Below are 17,375 nucleotides of genomic sequence, written 5' to 3' on the forward strand. Positions count from 1 at the left end.
GCTTCAGGGAGGAGTCCGCATGGCCAGGCCATCCCGGCGCACGCGCCATCGCCCATCCGCGTCGTGGACGCGCGTGGTGCTCACGCAGGAAGACCGCATGCGCCGCCGCCTGCAGCAGCGCCACTGGCTGCGACTGCATGCGGCGTTGACGGGCGGCCTCAGCCTGGCCGGCATGTCGCTGCTGAGCCTGGCCTTGCTGCATGCGGGCGTGCACAGCATGGCGCTGCGCTACGGCGTGGCCCTGGTCTGCGGCTATCTGCTGTATCTGCTGCTGGTACGCCTGTGGGCCGAGTGCATGCTGCGCCGCGACTGGGATGGGCCGGATGTGCCCGATGCCGCGCCCGGCGGCAGCGGTTCTTCACCGGCCCGCACGCCCGAGGCTGGCGGATTCGAGAGCGGGCAGGGCGGCTCTTATGGCGGCGGTGGCTCCAGCGGCAGCTGGGACGACGGCGGTGCCATGTCCGAAGCCGCTTCCTCGGCGTCGCAAGGCTTTGATCTGCCGGGCATCGATGGGCTGGACGAAGGCGCCGTCGTCCTGGTGCCGGTGCTGCTGGTGTTTGCGGCGCTGCTGGTCGCGGTCACGGGCGCCGGGTCGCTGCTGTGGCTGGTCTTTGGGGCCGACCTGTTCCTGGCTGTGGCGGTGGAGGTGGCCTTTGCGCTGCTGATGGCGCGCACGCTCTACGTGGTGGAGCGCGAAGGCTGGCTGCTGGCCGCGCTGCGCCTGAGCTGGAAGCCGGTGCTGGGCGCGCTGGTGGGCGCCGTGGCGCTGGGCGCTGCGGCCGACTGGCTGTTTCCCCAGGCAGACACCCTGGTGCAGGTGCTGCGTGCGCTGAGAGGGGGTTGAGCCGCTGCCCTGCGGCCTCCCGCGCTCATGCCTCTCGTCGCGCTCCGGGCAGGTGCAGCTGCATGCGCAGGCCGCCCAGCGGCGAGCGGCTGGCTGCGATGCTGCCGCCATAGGTCTGCACCAGGTCACGCACGATATCCAGGCCCAGGCCTGCGCCGGGCCTGCGCTCGTCCAGGCGCTCGCCGCGCTCGAAGATGCGGCCAAGGTCGGCGTCTTCGATGCCGGGGCCGTCATCGTCCACCGTCAGCAGCAAGGGGCCGCCGGCCTGATCGTGCTCCAGGCCCTGGACTTCCAGGCTCACGGCCTGGGCCGCCCATTTTCCGGCGTTGTCCAGCAGGTTGCCCAGGATTTCCATCAGGTCCTGGCCGTCGCCCAGAAAGTCCCAAAGCTGCGCATCCCTCTTCAGCGTGAAGCGGATGCCGCGTCCGGCATGCAGGCGCTCCATGGTCCGCACCAGCGAGGCCAGTGGCGGCTCCAAGGGCGTGCGCAAGCCGGTCGCCTGGCGCGCTGCGGCGCGGGCCCGGGCCAGATGGTGGTCCACCTGGCGGCTGGCGCTGGTCACCTGCTCGCGCACCAGTTCGGCCAGCGCTCCGCTTTCCTGCGCGGCGGCGTTGCCAAGAATCGACAGGGGCGTGTTCACGGCATGGGCCAGATTGCCGGCCTGCGTGCGCGCGCGCTGGACCATGTCGGCGTTCACATCCAGCACATGATTGAACTCCTGCACCAGGGGGCGCAGTTCCTGCGGAAACCGGCCTTCAAGGCGCGGCGTGGCGCCCTTGCGCACGTCGGCCAGGCCTGTGCGCAGCAACTGCAGCGGCCGCAGCGCCAGGCGCAGCTGCAGCACCACGGCCAGAGCCAGCCCGGCCGCCAGCGTGCCCAGTGCGGCGATCAGCATGGTGGTGAAGCGCTGCATGGGCTCGGCCAGCAGGGCGCTGTCGGCCGCAACGATCAGGCGCAACGGCGGCGCGTCGGCTTCGGGCAATTGCAGGGGGCGTGCCACGGCCACGAGCGGGTGGCCCTGGCCATCGGGCAGCATGCCCGTGCTCAACGCCGTGTCTTCCCGGTGTTCGCCGGGATTGCCGGCATCGGCACGGAACTGGTGCCAGTCCAGCGTCTGGTCCCACAGCGAACGAGAGCGCAGCAGGCCGGCCTTCTCGGGCGGGCCCGCCCCATCGCTCACCTGGTCGATCTGCCAGTACAGGCCTGACAGCGGCTGCGCCAGGCGCGGATCGCCCACGGCCAGTCCGACTTCGATGCGCCCGCCGGGCAGGCTGTTGACGGCTGCGCTGAGCTGGTCGAGCTGCAGCACCAGCTGCGCCTGCAACTGCTGCGCGATGTGATCGCGGAACAGTCCGCGCAGTCCCCAGCCGGCCAGCAGCACGGCCGCCAGCACCCAGGCCAGCGTGCCGGCCAGCAGGCGCAGGCGCAGCGAATCACCGAGCCGGGATACCTGTCCTTCCTGTGGTGCGTTCATGCAGCGGGCGCGCCTTCCACCAGCCGGTAGCCCAGTCCGCGTACGGTCTCTATGCTGCCGGCCGGCAGCTTCTTGCGCAGGCGGCCGACGAAGACCTCGATGGTGTTGGAGTCGCGGTCGCTGTCCTGCGGGTAGATGTGTTCGGACAGCTCGGTGCGCGATATCACCTGGCCCACGCGCTGCATCAGCAGGGCCAGCACCTTGAATTCATGGCTGGTCAGCGTGAGCGGCTGGCCCGCCACGCTCACACGCGCCTGGCGCGAGTCCAGCACGATGGGGCCGCATTGCCACTGGGCGCTGGCGTGCGGGCTGAGCCGGCGCAGCAGGGCGCGCAGGCGGGCCATCAGCTCTTCCATGTGGAAGGGCTTGGCCAGATAGTCGTCGGCGCCGGCATCCATGCCGGCCACCTTCTCATGCCAGGCGCCGCGCGCCGTGAGGATCATCACCGGCATGACCCGCCCTTGTTCGCGCCAGGCGCGCAACACCGTCAGGCCATCGCGCACGGGCAGGCCCAGGTCCAGCACGGCGGCATCGAACTCCTCGACCTCGCCCAGGTACTGGGCCGTTGCGCCGTCGGCCGCCGTCTCCACCGTATGCCCGGCCTGCTGCAGCGCCTGCACGAGCTGGCTGCTCAGCGTGGGTTCGTCTTCCACCACGAGGATTCGCATCTGCGTCTAGTCCTTGCGCTTGAAGCTCAGCACCTTGCCATCGCGTGCATCGATCTTGAGCTTGGCCACGCGGCCGCCCGATTGCAGCAGCCGGATCTCGTAGATGAAGCGGCCGTCGTCATGCTCGAACTCGACCTTGATGACCTGGCCCTGGTAGTCGCGCTCGACCTGGTCGAGCACGGTGCGCAGCGGCAGCACGCGGCCTTGCTGCAGGGCCTGGCGAGCGAGTTCATGGTCGCTGTCGCCGGCATCCGAGGGCGTGGTCCAGGAGGCCAGTGCCGCCGCCATCAGCAGCAGCGAGGCCAGCAGCATCCAGGACCTGCGAGGAATGGAGAAGGATGGAGTGGGCATGGAAAACTTTATAGCCCAGCGTGGATGAACCTCGGATGAACGGCTGCTTCAGCTTGCGTTCATGGCCTGCATCGAACAATGGCTGCACGCCGTCGCAATCCACCGGAAACGAAGGCGCAGCAGCCGGCAGATGCGGCCTTTTCAGATGCATCGCCAGCCCAATCGCCGACCCAATCGCCGGCCCAGACGCCGACCTTCACATGCCAAGGAGAACCTCATGCCTTCCATCCGACAACTGATTTCCCGCGCTGCACGCCATGGCCTGACGGGCCTGGGCATTGTTCTGATCGCCACTGCCGGGCTGGTCGCCCAGATGCAGGCCCAGGCCGCCGCCACGGGCGGTCCTTCGGTGACCGTGCAGGCCGGCGAAGCCGTGGCCACCACGGTGGCCTCCGTGCGCGGCGCCTTCCAGGGGCCGGGCCTGAGCATCCGCGAAGTCTTCGAGCGCATGGAAGGCCTGGGCTACCGCGACCTGCGCGAGATCGAGTGGGAAGACGGCCTCTACCAGGTCAAGGGCCAGACCAGCGATGGCCGTCCCGTGAAGCTCTATGTCGATGGCAACAACGGCAACGTGCTCAGCATTCGCGCACGCAATTGAGGCCGGGCCGGCGGGCTGATTTTTGTCAGCAAGTGTTCAGTCCGGTCGGCGCACATGCAGCCTGGGGCGTTGCAGTGGTATGCAGCCGCAGGCCGGGTCGGCGGCTGCCCTTGATCGATCCACGGACAGTACACAGGAGATTTCCATGCCCCCTTCCATTCATCGCTTGGGCGCCATCGGCACCAGCTGCATTGCAGCGCTGATGCTCAGCGCCTGCGCGGGCTATCCACAGCAGGGCGGATATCCGGGTGGCGGCTACCCTGCAGGTGGCTATCCCGCTGGCGGATATCCCGCCGGGGGCTACCCCAGCGGGGGCTATCCCGGCAGCGGCCAGCCCGGCACGGCCTATCCGGGCGGCGGTGGCTATGTGCAGCAGGGGCGCGTGACCAATGTGCAACTGGTTCAGATCCAGCAGCCCAGCGGCATCGGTGGCTCGGGCATAGGTGCCGGGGCAGTGGTGGGTGGCGTGGTCGGCGGCGTGCTGGGCCGTCAGGTGGGCAAGGGCAGCGGGCGCGACATCGCCACCATTGCGGGCGTGGTGGGCGGTGCCATGGCGGGCAATGCCATCGAGAAGAACACCGGCCCTGGCGACCTGCGCGATGTCTACCGTGTCACCGTGCAGTTGAACGACGGCAGCACGCGCGTGTTCGACTACCAGAGCAATCCGCAGCTGCGCGTAGGCGAGAGCGTGCGCGTGGACAACAACCAGCTTCTGCGCTGAGTACCAGGCTCGCTCCATGCAAAAGGGCTCCCCGAAGGGAGCCCTTTGCCATTTCAGCGCGGCAATTTCAGTGCAGCGTGTCGTTGCCCGGTGCCATGGGCTGGATGCGGAAGAAACCGGTGCCGGCCGAGCCGCGGCCGATTTCCTCCTCGGTGGCTTCGCGCACGCCTTCGACCTTCAGGTGCAGGCGCAGCGCGATGCCGGCCAGCGGATGGTTGCCGTCCAGCACCACATGCTCGGGATAGATTTCGGTCACCGTGTAGAGCAGGTCGGGCGGCACGGCGCTGCAGCCCTTGGGCAGGGCGCTGGCCTCGAAGCTCATGCCTTCTTCCAGCTCTGCCGGGAACAGGGCGCGCGGCTCCAGGAAGATCAGGCTTTCGTTGTAGTCGCCGAAGGCTTCCTCGGGCTCCAGGTGCAGGTTCAGGACCTTGCCCTGGCCGTGGCCCTGCAGAGCCTCCTCGATGCGCTTGAGCAGGTCGTCGCCGCCGACCAGGAACTCCACGGGCTCATCGAGCACGTCCAGTTCCTCGCCCAGGGTGTCCTTGAGGGTCCAGGTCAGAGCGACCACGCATTGTTCTGTGATTTCCATGGTGTGCAGCTTGTGCGGCCCATGCCGCGGTGGGGAAAAAGAAAGACCGCCGCGCGCGCCCTTGTTTGACGAAGGCGTGCCGGCGGCCGCGTTGGCGCGATTTTCCCACGGCGGCCCGGCTGCTGCGCAGGCCGGGCGGCGAGTCCTGCCGATCAGAACGGGTAGTGGCGGGGCGCGGTCTGCATGGTGATCCAGCGCGTCTCGGTGAAGGCGTCGATGCCTGCCTGGCCGCCGAAGTGGCCGTAGCCCGAGTTCTTCACGCCGCCAAAGGGCATCTGTGCCTCGTCATGCACGGTGGGGCCGTTGACGTGGCAGATGCCGGCCTCGATGCGCGCGGCCACGCGCCAGCCGCGTGCGGTGTCGCGGGTGTAGACGGACGAGGACAGGCCGAACTCGTTGTCGTTGGCCATGGCGATGGCCTGCTCCTCGCCGCGTACGCGCACGATGGCCTTGACGGGGGCGAAGGTTTCCTCGCGGAAGATCTCCATCTCGGGCGTGACGCCGTCGATCAGCGTGGCCGCCATCAGGGTGTTGGTGGCCTTGCCGCCGCACAGCAGTTTTGCGCCCTTGGCCAGCGCGTCGTCGATCAGGCGGTTGGCGCGCTCCACGGTGGCCATGTCCACCACCGAGCCCAGCACCACGGGGCCCTTGCGCGGATCGCCCAGCGGCAGCGAGGTGGCACGGGCCACGAGCTTGTCCAGGAAATCCCCGGCCACGGACTCGTCCACGATGATGCGTTCGGTGGACATGCAGATCTGGCCCGAGTTGGCGAAGGCACCGAAGGTGCAGCCGGCCACGGCGGCGTCGATGTCTGCATCGTCCAGCACCACGAAGGGCGCCTTGCCGCCCAGCTCCAGAATGGCGGGCTTGAGGTACTTGGCGCAGGTCTGGCCGATGATGCGGCCCACGCGCGTGGAGCCCGTGAAGTTCACGCGGCGCACGGCCGGGTGGGCCACCATGGCCTCGACCACGGCGCCGGCATCTTCGGGCGCATTGGTCACGAAGTTGACCACGCCGGGCGGCAGGCCGCCTTCCTGCAGGGCCTCGATGATCAGGCCGTGCGTGGCGGGGCACAGCTCCGAGCCCTTGAGCACCACGGTGTTGCCGCAGGCCAGCGGCGTGGCGATGGCGCGCACGGCCAGGATGACGGGTGCATTCCAGGGCGCAATGCCCAGCACCACGCCAGCGGGCTGGCGCACGGCCATGGCCAGGCTGCCGGGCACGTCCGAGGGAATGATCTGGCCATTGATCTGGGTGGTCAGCGATGCGGCCTCCAGGAACATGTTGGCGGCCAGGTGCACGTTGAAGCCGGCCCAGATGCCCGAGGCGCCCGTCTCGGCGGCCATGGCGGCGGCAAAGGCCTCGGTCTTGGCCTCCAGCGCCTGCGATGCCTTCATCAGCATCTGGCGGCGCTCGGTCGGGCCCAGCGCGGCCCAGGCGGGGAAAGCCTTTTGCGCGGCTTCGACGGCGCGCACGGCATCTTCGGGCGTGGCGGCCGGGGCGCGCGTGGCCACCGATCCGTCCAGCGGATTGCGGCGCTCGAAGGTGGCGCCATTGCCGGCCTGTGCGGCCTGGCCTGCGATGAGCATGGTTTGTTCGATCATGACTGTCTCCTTGGTATGCGGTTGTGGCCTGGGCGTTGGCGTAGCCGGGCGTGCCGGTCATCGTAGAAGCAGGCGATGGCGCAGGCAGCCCGCTGCGCGCACAAAGCGCATGACGGATCGTGCACAGGCTCCGGGGTTTACCCTTGTCCTGGCTGTCCGCGGGGAAAGCCATGGGGCGCGACGGGCCTGCACTTTCCCATAATCACGTCCATGGCCGCACACAGATCCTTCACCCGTGCGGCGAGCAGGAGAGACCGCACATGACCGATGCCATGGTGTTGAGCACCGACGGACTGCCGCCCGGCGAGACAGCGTCGGCCTGGCACGCCTGGATGTCGCGCCTGTTTGCTGGCCTGGATACCGATGTCTATGGCGATCGCCTGTTCGAAGGCCATGTGCGCGTGGCCAATGCCGGCGATGTGGTGCTGACCCGGCTGGAGGCGGGCCGCCACCGCGTCATGCGCAGCATGCAGGGCCTGCGCGCCCATGAGTCCCCCTATCTGAAGATCGTCGCGCCCTGGGAGGGCGTGGCCAGCGTGCGCCAGCACAACCGCGAGGCCAGCGTGCGCAAGGGCAGCTGGGTGATCTATGACACGGCGCAGGAGTACGAGGTCACCAACCCCGAATGGTCCGAACACCTCATCGTGATGCTGCCGCGCCAGGCCATCGTGGAACGGGGCATCCGGCTGGAAGGGCTGATGGGGCGCAATGTGGGCGGCAGCTCGGGCATTGCCCGCATCGCGCTGGAAACCATGCGCAGCACGTACCAGGAGCTGCCCGGCATGGCGCCGCATCTGGCGCGCCGCGCGGGCGAGCTGCTGGTGGACATGGTCCATCTGTCGCTGCAGGAACTGGCCGGGCAGGGCACGGCAGGCACGCAGCAGATGGCGCTGCAGGACCGCATCCGCGCCCATGTGGCGGCCCATCTGCGCGACCCGGGCCTGTCGGTGGAGTCCGTGGCCGCCGCGCTCAACTGCAGCAAGCGCCATCTGCACAACGCCTTTGCGGACAGTCAGACCAGCCTGGGCGCCTTCATACAGCACAGCCGCCTGGAGCTGTGCATGCGCGAGTTGCTGCAGCCCGCCCAGGCGCAGCGCACCATCACCGAGGTCGCCATGGATTGCGGCTTTGGCAGCACCGCGCATTTCAGCCGCGCTTTCAAGATCTATACGGGCCTGTCGCCCTCGGATTTCAGGGCCATGCGCAAGCCGGCCGGCTGACTGCCACGAAGCCATTGCGGGGCAGCTTGCGCTGGCGCCAGGACAGGGCAATGCCCGCATAGGACAATGCCGCCCTGTCTCTTCGCTCACTTCGGACCATTTCATGGACACCAACACACCGCTTGCCCTGCTGGGCGGGCTTACCGCTTCCCAATTCATGCGCCGCCACTGGCACAAGAAGCCCTTGCTGGTGCGCCAGGCAATCCCGGGCTTCAAGCCCCTGATTCCCCGCGCCAGGCTGCTGGCCATGGCAGGCGAGGACGGTGTGGAGTCGCGCCTGATCCAGCAGCAGGACGGTGGCCACTGGAAGCTCAGCCACGGCCCGCTGTCGCGCCGCAGCCTGCCCTCGCTGCAAAAGCCCGGATGGACCGTGCTCGTGCAGGGCGTGGACCTGCACGACGACGGCGTGCACCAGCTGATGCAGCAGTTCCGCTTCGTGCCCGAGGCGCGGCTGGACGATCTGATGATCAGCTTTGCCACCGACCAGGGCGGCGTCGGCCCGCATTTCGACAGCTACGACGTCTTCCTGCTGCAGGCCCATGGCCGCCGGCGCTGGCGCATCGGCCGCCAGAAGGACCTGTCGCTGCAGCCCGATGTGCCGCTGAAGGTGCTCTCGCATTTCGAGCCGGAAGAGGAATTCGTGCTCGAGCCCGGCGACATGCTCTACCTGCCCCCGAAGTGGGCCCATGACGGCATCGCCGAAGGCGAGTGCATGACGTACTCCATCGGCTTTCGCTCGCCCGCGCGCGACGAGCTGGCCCGCGAGCTGCTGCTGCGCATGTCCGACGAGCCCGATGAGCCCGAAGTGCCGGTCGTCTACCGCGATCCCGACCAGCCGGCCGTCGAAGCCCCGGGCGAGATTCCCGCCAGCCTGCACGATTTCGCCCGCAAGTCGCTGGAACGCGCGCTGGCCGAGCCGCTGGCGCTGGAGCGCGCTCTGGGCGAGTACATGACCGAGCCCAAGGCCAATGTGTGGTTCGAGCATGGCGAGGAAAACGGCATGTTCGAGAGCGTGGTCCTGGACCGCCGCACCCGCATGATGTATGACGCCAGGCACATCTTCATCAACGGAGAAAGCTATCTGGCCGGTGGCCGCGATGCCACGCTGATGCGCAAGCTGGCCGACACGCGCGCGCTGTCGCGCACCGATCTGGCCAAGGCCAGCGACGATGCGCTGGAGCTGCTGTCCTCGTGGTTTGACGCAGGCTGGGTGCGTGGCGGCAAGCTGTCCTGAACCGGGTAGACGCTGCGCCACAGGCATGCTAAGTTCGGGCATTCACTGTTGACAGCGTGCTGCTGAACAAGGGCGGACTTCGTTAGATTTGTAAAGAATTGTCTTGAGTCCGTCAGTAAATTGACAGCCACCTGCTTTTGTTACACAGTGCATGTCAAGGCAGTCAATCCACTGCCCCATCCGGACTTTGCAAGAGGATTTGTGCGGAATTGTTCTGAGGCTGTCAGTTTCGGTCAGCTTCGGGAAAACCTCCCTATAATCTGACGCGAGTCGAATGAATGTTTTGACGCGGCTTGGCCGTAGCGCTCCGGTTGCCTGCATCCGGTGTCGCAATGGCGGGGCCCTCCTGTTTACTGTCTTCTTACCTACTCTCTAGGAAACTGTGATGAAGAACTCTCTGATCCTGGCTACCGTGATCGCTGCTGCAGCTCTGGCCGCTTGCGGCAAGAAGGAAGAGGCTCCGGCCCCCGCTCCCGCTCCTGCTGTTGAAGCTCCCGCACCGGCAGCTCCCGCTCCCGCAGAAGCCGCTCCTGCTGCTCCCGCCGCCGACGCAGCTGCTCCCGCAGCGCCCGCCGCTGACGCAGCTGCACCTGCCGCTCCCGCTGCTGACGCTGCTGCTGCAGACGCCGCCAAGGCTGCTGCCGACGCTGCCGCCAAGGAAGCCACCAAGCAGTAATCCGGCCTTCGCCGGTGGCACAGGCTTAGGCTTGTGCTGCGAAAAAACCGCATCCTTCGGGCTGCGGTTTTTTTTCGTCCACCAGGGCCCGGTCATGCATATCCATGGTCTATGCACGACGGCCCGTATGCAAAAAAGCCACCGGCAAGTGAATGCGCGGTGGCTGCAGGCGAGGGCGGCGGCTGCCGCCTCAATCCCGACGTGAGGATCGCCTACTTCATGTCGTCGGTGATGACGCGCACGATGCGCTGGGCATTGGCCGAGGTCTCTGGCTGGCCCTGGGTGTTGAGCACGGTGACCGTGGACTTGTCGCCCTCGCTGCGCACCTGGATCTGGTACTTGACCGGCGCGGCCGCGTCGGGCGAGCGGCTGAACAGCTTGCTGAAGAATCCCTTGGGCTCGACCTTGGCATCGGGCGCCACATAGCGCACGAAGTAGATGCCGCGGCTGCGGTCGCGGTCTTCCACGGTGAAGCCCGTGCGGTCCAGGGCCACGCCGACACGGCGCCATGCGCGGTCAAAGCCTTCGTCGATCTGCAGCACGGGCTGTCCGTTGGTGGATTCCATGCGCACGCTGCCGGTGGCGGCTGCCGTGGTGGTGTTGGCCTTGGCCACGGCGTCGGCCTGCTCCTGGCTCACGCCGAGCTTGACCATCAGGCGGCGCAGGAATTCGGTTTCCAGTTCCGGATCGGAGGGGCGCGGCTGCCAGATGGTCTGGTCCTTCTGGGCGCTGGTGTAAACCTCCTGCATGCCGCGGTGCGTGATGTAGACCTCGGTGGAGCCGTCGGCCGAGCGCTCCAGGCGGGTGCGGAACCTGTCGCGCTCGCTGGTGGAGTACAGGCCGTCGAAGACCTTGCCCAGCGTCTTGCGGATCACGTCCTGCGGGATCTTGGCGCGGTTCTCGGCCCAATCCGTTTCGATGATGCCGAGCTGGCGGTCTTCAGTGGTGAAGATGAAGCCGTTTTCCAGCCAGAAGTCGCGCACGGGCTCCCACAGCTGGTCGGCCGGACGCTTGATCACCAGCCAGCGCTGCTCGCCATTGCGCTCGATGCGCACATCGCCCAGGGCGGCGGTGGCCGTTCGGCCCTCTGCCGGCTTTTGCGCCTTGGAGTTGGCTTCCATGGCGGCGGCGGAGACCACGCCGCCGGGCACGGCGTAGCGGGAGTCCGTGGACAGCTGTGTCAGGTCTGGCGGGACTTCCAGGGTGGGCGCCTGCTGCTTGCCGGCGCTCTTGTAGTCGATCTTGCTCTCTTGGAACGTGGTCGTGCAGGCTGTCAGGCCGATGGCCAGGCTCAGCAGGCTCAGACGTGCAATGGGCTGTTTCACGCGAATATCCTTGGTGCGTTCGGTCGGTGGGGCGGGGCGCCTCACAGCAGGCCAGCGGAGCTCAGGGCGGCTTCCACGGTGGCTTCCAGATTCTTGCTCAGGGGTGTCATTGGCAGGCGCATGGCCGGGCCGCAAAGGCCCAGGCGGGCTGCGGCCCACTTGACGGGAATGGGGTTGGCCTCGACGAAGAGGTTCTTGTGCACAGGCATCAGGCGCATCTGGATGTCCATGGCGGTGCGCACGTCGCCGGCCAGGGCCGCCTTGCACAGATCGCTCATCAGGCGCGGCGCCACGTTGGCCGTGACGCTGATGTTGCCGTGGCCGCCGCACAGCATCAGTGCCACAGCGGTCGGATCATCGCCGGAGTACACGCCGAAGCCTTCGGGCACTTCACGGATCAGCCACTGGGCGCGTTCGATGTTGCCCGTGGCTTCCTTGATGCCGATGATGGCGGGAATCTGCGCCAGGCGCAGCACGGTGTCGTGCTGCATGTCGGCCACCGAGCGGCCGGGCACGTTGTAGAGCACCACAGGCAGGTCGCCCACCGCTTCGGCAATGGCCTTGAAATGCTGGTACTGGCCTTCCTGCGTGGGCTTGTTGTAGTAGGGCACGACCTGCAGCTGGCTGTCGGCACCGACCTTCTTGGCGTAGCGGGCCAGCTCGATGGCCTCGTGCGTGCTGTTGGCCCCGCAGCCTGCCATCACGGGAACGCGGCCCGCAGCCTGCTCGACGGACACGCGGATGATTTCGCAGTGTTCCTCCACGTTGACGGTGGGGGATTCGCCTGTCGTTCCCACCACGCCGATGCAGTCCGTGCCCTCGGCCACATGCCAGTCGATGAGTTTTCGCAGCGCCGGGTAGTCAACACTACCGTCCTCGTGCATGGGCGTGATGAGGGCAACGATGCTGCCAGTGAGAGCGACGGAGGAGGATGTCATGTCCGCAAGAAAAAACGGGAAAGGATCATTCTAACGAGTGTCGGAGGCAGGCCCAAGGCGGTCGCCTGTAGGGATTCAGGCGATTGCAGAGCCTGACGCCTTCTGATGCGCCAGCATGGCCACGGGTTCCCGGCCTGTTGCATCGGGGCGCAGTGCCGCAATGCGCTGGACCACGCGATCGGGCTCGCCCAGCTGGCCGTGCTCGTAGGCCACGATGTGCCAGCCCGCGCAGGCCTGCAGCAGCTCGCCGGGCGCCAGCAGGAAATCGGGCCGGGAAGGCTTGCCGAAGGCCTCGTTGCCCTGGGCAAAGGTTTCGTACAGCAGCACACCGCCGGGGGCCACGCTGTCCAGCAGCGCCGGCCACAGCGGGCGCCACAGATAGTGGGTCACGACCACGGCGCCGAACTGCCTGCCGGGCAGGGGCCAGGGGCCGTTTTCAATGTCGGCGCACAGCAGCTCGCCCACGCCCTGCAGGCCGGCCAGGGCCTGGGCGTCGCGGTCCACGCCCGTCACTGCATGGCCGCGTGCATGGAACCAGCGCATGTGGCGGCCAGGGCCGCAGGCCACGTCGAGCACGGTGGCCTCGGGTGCCAGAAGATGCGACCAGCGTTGGATCCAGGGCGAAGGCGGCGTGGCTGCGTGCATGTGAAATTTCGGAAATGAATTGAAAGCGGCCGCCATTGTGCCGCCAGGCCTTTGCCGCGCTTCAATTTCAGAAGCAGGCCCAGAGCTGGTCGGCCATGCCCAGCATGAACTCGGGCTGCAGATAGAGCATGAAGACCAGGCCCAGCACCAGCAGCACGGCGGCCCACAGCGCCAGCCTGCGCAGCAGCTGTGGGCGGGGCGTGGTGGCTGTCGTCATGTCAGGCCGCCGCCTGCGCCGCACGCGGCCTTGCCACCGGGGCTTCGCGTATCGGCAGGTTCAGCAGGCCGGCGGCCACGCCCAGGCCGATGGCCAGGTACCAGACCACCTGGTAGCTGCCGGTGTGGTCATACAGATAGCCGCCCAGCCAGACACCCAGGAAGCTGCCGACCTGGTGGCTGAAGAACACCATTCCGCTCAACATGGACAGATGCTGCACGCCGAAGATCTGGGCCACGGTGGCATTGGTCAGCGGCACGGTGGACAGCCACAGCAGTCCCATGGCGGCCGAGAAGATGTAGACCGACCAGGGCGTCAGCGGCGCGAGCAGGAAGAGCACGATCACCACCGAGCGCGTGAAGTAGATGGTGGACAGCAGGTAGCGCTTGGGCAGGCGCTGGCCCAGGTTGCCGGCCACGTAGGTGCCGACGATGTTGAACAGCCCCACCAGCGCCAGCGAGATGCTGGCCACCTGCGGTGCCAGGCCGTAGTCCTTGAGGTAGCTGGGCATGTGCACGCCGATGAACATCACCTGGAAGCCGCAGACGAAGTAGCCAGCCGTCAGCAGCACGAAGCTGGGCGTGCGCAGCGCTTCGGCGACGGCCTGGCCCGCGCTCTGGTCGCGCACGGGTCGGGTATTGCCGGCCGTGAAGCCCGGCTCGCGCAGGCCGAAGGCCAGCGGAATGATCATCAGGGCGCACAGCGACAGCAGCAGCAGGGCGTTGGACCAGCCGAAGTTCGAGATCAGGCTGCCTTCCACGGGCACCATGAAGAACTGGCCGAAGGAGCCCGCCGCCGCCGTCACGCCCATGGCCCAGCTGCGCCGCGCCACGGGAATCTGGCGGCCCAGCACGCCGTAGATCACGGCATAGGTGGTGCCGGCCTGGGCTGCGCCTATCACCACGCCGGCCGTCAGGGCGAACCAGGTTGTCGTGGGCGCCATGGCCATGCCGGCCAGGCCCAGCGCATACAGCAGCGCGCCCACCAGGAGCACGCGGAAGGCGCCGAAGCGGTCGGCCAGCATGCCGCCGAAGATGCCGAGCACGCCCCAGGACAGGTTCTGGATGGCAATGGCCAGCGCGAAGGACTCGCGCGTCCAGCCCATCTCCTGGGTGATGGGCTGCAGCCACAGGCCGAAGCCGTGCCGGATTCCCATGGACAGCGTCACGACTGCGCCCCCGCACAGCAGTATCTGCACCATGGACATGGGTTGGTTGTTTTTGTGCATGCGGCAAACTTTAGCGAAACTCCGGGTTTTGCGCTGCGACGCGTGGGTCGCCCATGCGCCAGCGCGGCACTTCGTAGCCCTTGGCGGCACTGGCCTTTTCGGGATAGTCAATGTCAATGACTGTGAATGTATCCAGCACTGAGCCGGGCCGCGCACTACAATCCGCCCCCATGGCAGTCAAACCATCTCCTACTTCCGCCAGCGAATACTCCGAAGGCTCGATACGCGTGCTCAAGGGCCTGGAGCCCGTCAAGCAGCGTCCCGGCATGTACACGCGCACCGACAACCCCCTGCATGTGCTGCAGGAGGTGATCGACAACGCGGCCGACGAGGCGCTGGCCGGCTTCGGCAAGAAAATCCGCTTCACCCTGCATTCCGACGGCTCCTACAGCGTCGAGGACGACGGCCGGGGCATCCCCTTCGGCATGCACCCCGAGGAAAAGGCGCCCGTGGTGGAGCTGGTCTTCACCCGCCTGCATGCGGGCGGCAAGTTCGACAAGGGCAAAGGCGGCGCCTACAGCTTCTCGGGCGGCCTGCATGGCGTGGGCGTCTCGGTCACGAATGCGCTGGCCACGCGCCTTGAGGCCTGCATCCACCGCGAGGGCAAGGTGGCCACCATCGCCTTCTCGGGCGGCGACGTGGTCGAGCCCCTGCAATCGCGGCCGCTGGCCGCAGGCGAACGCAAGCAGGGCACGACCGTGCGCGTGTGGCCCGATGCCCGCTACTTCGAATCCTCCCAGCTGCCCATGGGCGAGCTGATGCATCTGCTGCGCAGCAAGGCCGTGCTCATGCCCGGCGTGTCGGTGACCCTGGTCAACGAGAAGACGCGCGACACCCAGACCTGGCAGTTCAAGGGCGGCCTGCGCGACTATCTGCAGCAAAGCCTGCATGGCGAGGCCGTCATCCCCCTGTTCGAAGGCGAGGGCTTTGCCGACCGCAACCACGACAGCTTTGCCGAAGGCGAGGGCGCCGCCTGGTGTGTGGCCTTCACCGAGGATGGCGCGCCGCTGCGCGAAAGTTATGTCAACCTGATCCCCACCACGGCCGGCGGCACGCACGACAGCGGCCTGCGCGACGGCCTGTTCCAGGCGGTCAAGGCCTTCATCGAGATGCATTCGCTGCTGCCCAAGGGCGTCAAGCTCATGCCTGACGACGTCTTCGCGCGCGCCAGCTACGTGCTCAATGCCAAGGTGCTGGACCCGCAGTTCCAGGGCCAGATCAAGGAGCGCCTGAACTCGCGCGATGCCGTGCGTCTGGTCAGCGGCTACGTTCGCCCTGCGCTGGAGCTGTGGCTCAACGAGCATGTGGAATGGGGCCGCAAGCTGGCCGAGATCGCCATCAAGGCTGCCCAGACCCGCCAGAAGGCGGGCCAGAAGGTCGAAAAGCGCAAGGGCTCGGGCGTGGCCGTGCTGCCCGGCAAGCTCACCGATTGCGAAAGCCGCGACCTGAGCCTGAACGAGGTCTTCCTGGTCGAGGGCGACTCGGCCGGCGGCAGCGCCAAGATGGGACGCGACAAGGAAACCCAGGCCGTGCTGCCCCTGCGCGGCAAGGTGCTCAACACCTGGGAAGTCGACCGTGACCGCCTGTTCGCCAACAACGAGATCCACGACATCTCGGTGGCCATCGGCGTGGACCCGCATGGCCCCCATGACACGCCCGACCTGTCCGGCCTGCGCTACGGCAAGATCTGCATTCTTTCGGATGCCGACGTGGACGGCTCGCACATCCAGGTGCTGCTGCTCACGCTGTTCTTCCGCCACTTCCCCAAGCTCATCGAGGCCGGCCACATCCATGTGGCGCTTCCGCCGCTGTTCCGCGTCGATGTGCCTGCGCGCGGCAAGAAGCCAGCAGCCAAGATGTACGCGCTGGACGAGGGCGAGCTGACCGCTATCCTCGACAAGTCCGCCAAGGATGGCGTGCCGCGCGAGAAATGCCAGATCAGCCGCTTCAAGGGCCTGGGCGAGATGAATGCCGAGCAGCTGTGGGAAACCACGCTCAACCCCGACACGCGCCGCCTGCTGCCCGTGCAGTTCATGAATCTGGACTTTGCGGCGGCCGAGCAGGTCGTCACCAAGCTGATGGGCAAGGGCGAGGCTGCGGCGCGCCGCGAGCTGATGGAGTTGCACGGCGACGCCATCGAAGTGGATATCTGATCCCCATGCCCCTGCGCCCGGCTGCCCCACAGCACCTTCCGCACCGCCCGCACCCTGCGCGCGCCGCTGCCGCGCGCGCGCTTGCAGCGCTGGGCGCGGCCCTGGCGCTGTGGGGGGGGGCGCAGCCCGCGCATGCCGATCTCTGGGCCTTCGTGGACGAGCGCGGCATCACGCACTTCGCCGCGCAGGCGCTGGACGAGCGCTACAAGCTCTACTTCCGCGGCTCGCTGTATGACAGCACCGAGCAGGGACTCAAGCCCCCGCTGGTGGAAGCCGAGGCCGCTGCCGACGATGACGGCGGCAGCGATGCCGGGCGCAGGCTGCAGGCGAGCACGCGGATGCAAAGCTTCTTCGACATCTCGCCGCGCTACAAGAGCGTGCGCGGCCACCTGCGCAAGGCGGCGGACCACACGGGGGTGGACTACGACCTGCTCAAGGCCGTGATTGCCGTCGAGTCGGGCTTTGACGCGCAGGCCATCTCGCCCAAGGGCGCAGTCGGCCTGATGCAGCTGATGCCCGCCACGGCCCAGCGCTTCGGCGTGGAGGCCAGCCGCCAGCGCAGCGTGCGGCAGCAACTGGCCGACCCGGCCGTCAACGTGCCGGCCGGCGCGCGCTACCTCAACCATCTGATGGGGCTGTTCCCCGGGCGGCTGGACCTGGTGCTGGCCGCCTACAACGCGGGCGAGGGTGCCGTGCGGCGTGCGGGGCAGGCCATTCCTCCCTATCAGGAAACCCGCAATTACGTGAAGGCCGTGCTCGGTATCTACGAGCAGCTGCAGGGCGGGCGCCAGCGTGCGGGCCAGGCAGCGCCTGCGGTGGCGGCACAGCCTGGCACAGCGCCCCGGATACGGATGACCTTGTCCACAGGGCTGCCCTCGCCGCGATGAGCG

General features: G+C 67.6%; 18 protein-coding genes. 8 read left to right on the plus strand and 10 right to left on the minus strand.

Annotated elements, in window-relative coordinates; genetic code table 11:
* Nucleotides 1–19 precede the first annotated feature (19 nt).
* Entirely contained in the window at nucleotides 20–844 is an 825-nt protein-coding gene (locus tag AC5I49_RS22080) for a hypothetical protein (protein ID WP_495789889.1), read from the plus strand.
* Between the two features lie 25 nt (nucleotides 845–869).
* Here the strand turns inward: AC5I49_RS22080 and AC5I49_RS22085 are convergent, their stop codons facing one another.
* The 3 genes from AC5I49_RS22085 to AC5I49_RS22095 are packed head-to-tail and all read right to left on the minus strand — an operon-like array spanning nucleotide 870 to nucleotide 3,298.
* The gene (locus AC5I49_RS22085) at nucleotides 870–2,318 is read right to left on the minus strand and encodes a sensor histidine kinase (protein WP_495789890.1); all 1,449 of its coding nucleotides are present in this window, start codon (nucleotides 2,316–2,318) and stop codon (nucleotides 870–872) included.
* The gene (locus AC5I49_RS22090) at nucleotides 2,315–2,986 is read right to left on the minus strand and encodes a response regulator transcription factor (RefSeq protein ID WP_017404381.1); all 672 of its coding nucleotides are present in this window, start codon (nucleotides 2,984–2,986) and stop codon (nucleotides 2,315–2,317) included. Before AC5I49_RS22090 ends, AC5I49_RS22085 begins: the two co-directional genes overlap by 4 nt.
* A 6-nt stretch (nucleotides 2,987–2,992) precedes the next feature.
* The gene (locus AC5I49_RS22095) at nucleotides 2,993–3,298 is read right to left on the minus strand and encodes a PepSY domain-containing protein (RefSeq protein ID WP_016447635.1); all 306 of its coding nucleotides are present in this window, start codon (nucleotides 3,296–3,298) and stop codon (nucleotides 2,993–2,995) included.
* A gap of 256 nt (nucleotides 3,299–3,554) precedes the next feature.
* Here AC5I49_RS22095 and AC5I49_RS22100 point away from each other — a divergent pair, with 256 nt between their 5' ends.
* Together AC5I49_RS22100 and AC5I49_RS22105 are read left to right on the plus strand one after the other, a co-directional pair.
* Entirely contained in the window at nucleotides 3,555–3,935 is a 381-nt protein-coding gene (locus AC5I49_RS22100; RefSeq protein ID WP_016447634.1) for a PepSY domain-containing protein, read from the plus strand.
* 145 nt (nucleotides 3,936–4,080) lie between these two features.
* Nucleotides 4,081–4,656 carry a glycine zipper 2TM domain-containing protein gene (locus tag AC5I49_RS22105; RefSeq protein WP_016447633.1) on the plus strand — a complete coding sequence of 192 codons (576 nt, stop codon included), beginning with the start codon at nucleotides 4,081–4,083 and terminating at the stop codon, nucleotides 4,654–4,656.
* 67 nt (nucleotides 4,657–4,723) lie between these two features.
* Here the strand turns inward: AC5I49_RS22105 and AC5I49_RS22110 are convergent, their stop codons facing one another.
* A complete protein-coding gene (locus tag AC5I49_RS22110) occupies nucleotides 4,724–5,245 on the minus strand; it encodes an FKBP-type peptidyl-prolyl cis-trans isomerase (RefSeq protein WP_016447632.1) in 522 nt (173 codons plus the stop codon).
* Between the two features lie 152 nt (nucleotides 5,246–5,397).
* Nucleotides 5,398–6,849 (minus strand): aldehyde dehydrogenase, encoded by a 1,452-nt coding sequence (locus tag AC5I49_RS22115; RefSeq protein WP_461608319.1) that lies wholly within the window; start codon nucleotides 6,847–6,849, stop codon nucleotides 5,398–5,400.
* 260 nt (nucleotides 6,850–7,109) lie between these two features.
* On the opposite strand from AC5I49_RS22115, the gene AC5I49_RS22120 reads away from it, so the two are divergent.
* From AC5I49_RS22120 to AC5I49_RS22130, 3 genes are all read left to right on the plus strand, one after another.
* Nucleotides 7,110–8,069, plus strand: a complete 960-nt coding sequence (locus AC5I49_RS22120) for an AraC-like ligand-binding domain-containing protein (protein WP_043819174.1) — start codon at nucleotides 7,110–7,112, stop codon at nucleotides 8,067–8,069.
* Nucleotides 8,070–8,172: 103 nt separating this feature from the next.
* Nucleotides 8,173–9,303: a cupin domain-containing protein gene (locus AC5I49_RS22125; RefSeq protein WP_126310728.1), complete on the plus strand. Its 1,131-nt coding sequence runs from the start codon at nucleotides 8,173–8,175 to the stop codon at nucleotides 9,301–9,303.
* Nucleotides 9,304–9,688: 385 nt separating this feature from the next.
* Nucleotides 9,689–9,979 (plus strand): hypothetical protein, encoded by a 291-nt coding sequence (locus tag AC5I49_RS22130; protein WP_074920994.1) that lies wholly within the window; start codon nucleotides 9,689–9,691, stop codon nucleotides 9,977–9,979.
* Between the two features lie 212 nt (nucleotides 9,980–10,191).
* On the opposite strand, the gene bamC is transcribed toward AC5I49_RS22130, so the two are convergent.
* The 5 genes from bamC to AC5I49_RS22155 form a co-directional block, all read right to left on the minus strand.
* A complete protein-coding gene (gene bamC / locus AC5I49_RS22135) occupies nucleotides 10,192–11,304 on the minus strand; it encodes an NlpB/DapX family lipoprotein (RefSeq protein ID WP_495789891.1) in 1,113 nt (370 codons plus the stop codon).
* Between the two features lie 41 nt (nucleotides 11,305–11,345).
* The gene (gene dapA, locus AC5I49_RS22140; protein WP_016447627.1) at nucleotides 11,346–12,242 is read right to left on the minus strand and encodes a 4-hydroxy-tetrahydrodipicolinate synthase; all 897 of its coding nucleotides are present in this window, start codon (nucleotides 12,240–12,242) and stop codon (nucleotides 11,346–11,348) included.
* 75 nt (nucleotides 12,243–12,317) lie between these two features.
* Nucleotides 12,318–12,887 (minus strand): class I SAM-dependent methyltransferase, encoded by a 570-nt coding sequence (locus tag AC5I49_RS22145; protein ID WP_374007111.1) that lies wholly within the window; start codon nucleotides 12,885–12,887, stop codon nucleotides 12,318–12,320.
* Between the two features lie 67 nt (nucleotides 12,888–12,954).
* The gene (locus tag AC5I49_RS22150) at nucleotides 12,955–13,104 is read right to left on the minus strand and encodes a hypothetical protein (protein WP_016447625.1); all 150 of its coding nucleotides are present in this window, start codon (nucleotides 13,102–13,104) and stop codon (nucleotides 12,955–12,957) included.
* Nucleotide 13,105: 1 nt separating this feature from the next.
* Nucleotides 13,106–14,332 (minus strand): MFS transporter, encoded by a 1,227-nt coding sequence (locus AC5I49_RS22155; RefSeq protein WP_017404391.1) that lies wholly within the window; start codon nucleotides 14,330–14,332, stop codon nucleotides 13,106–13,108.
* Nucleotides 14,333–14,502: 170 nt separating this feature from the next.
* Here AC5I49_RS22155 and AC5I49_RS22160 point away from each other — a divergent pair, with 170 nt between their 5' ends.
* Together AC5I49_RS22160 and AC5I49_RS22165 are read left to right on the plus strand one after the other, a co-directional pair.
* Nucleotides 14,503–16,485, plus strand: a complete 1,983-nt coding sequence (locus AC5I49_RS22160; RefSeq protein ID WP_016447623.1) for a DNA topoisomerase IV subunit B — start codon at nucleotides 14,503–14,505, stop codon at nucleotides 16,483–16,485.
* Between the two features lie 5 nt (nucleotides 16,486–16,490).
* The gene (locus AC5I49_RS22165) at nucleotides 16,491–17,372 is read left to right on the plus strand and encodes a lytic transglycosylase domain-containing protein (protein WP_495789892.1); all 882 of its coding nucleotides are present in this window, start codon (nucleotides 16,491–16,493) and stop codon (nucleotides 17,370–17,372) included.
* Nucleotides 17,373–17,375: the final 3 nt, after the last annotated feature.

The sequence above is a fragment of the Delftia sp. genome (assembly GCF_059499305.1).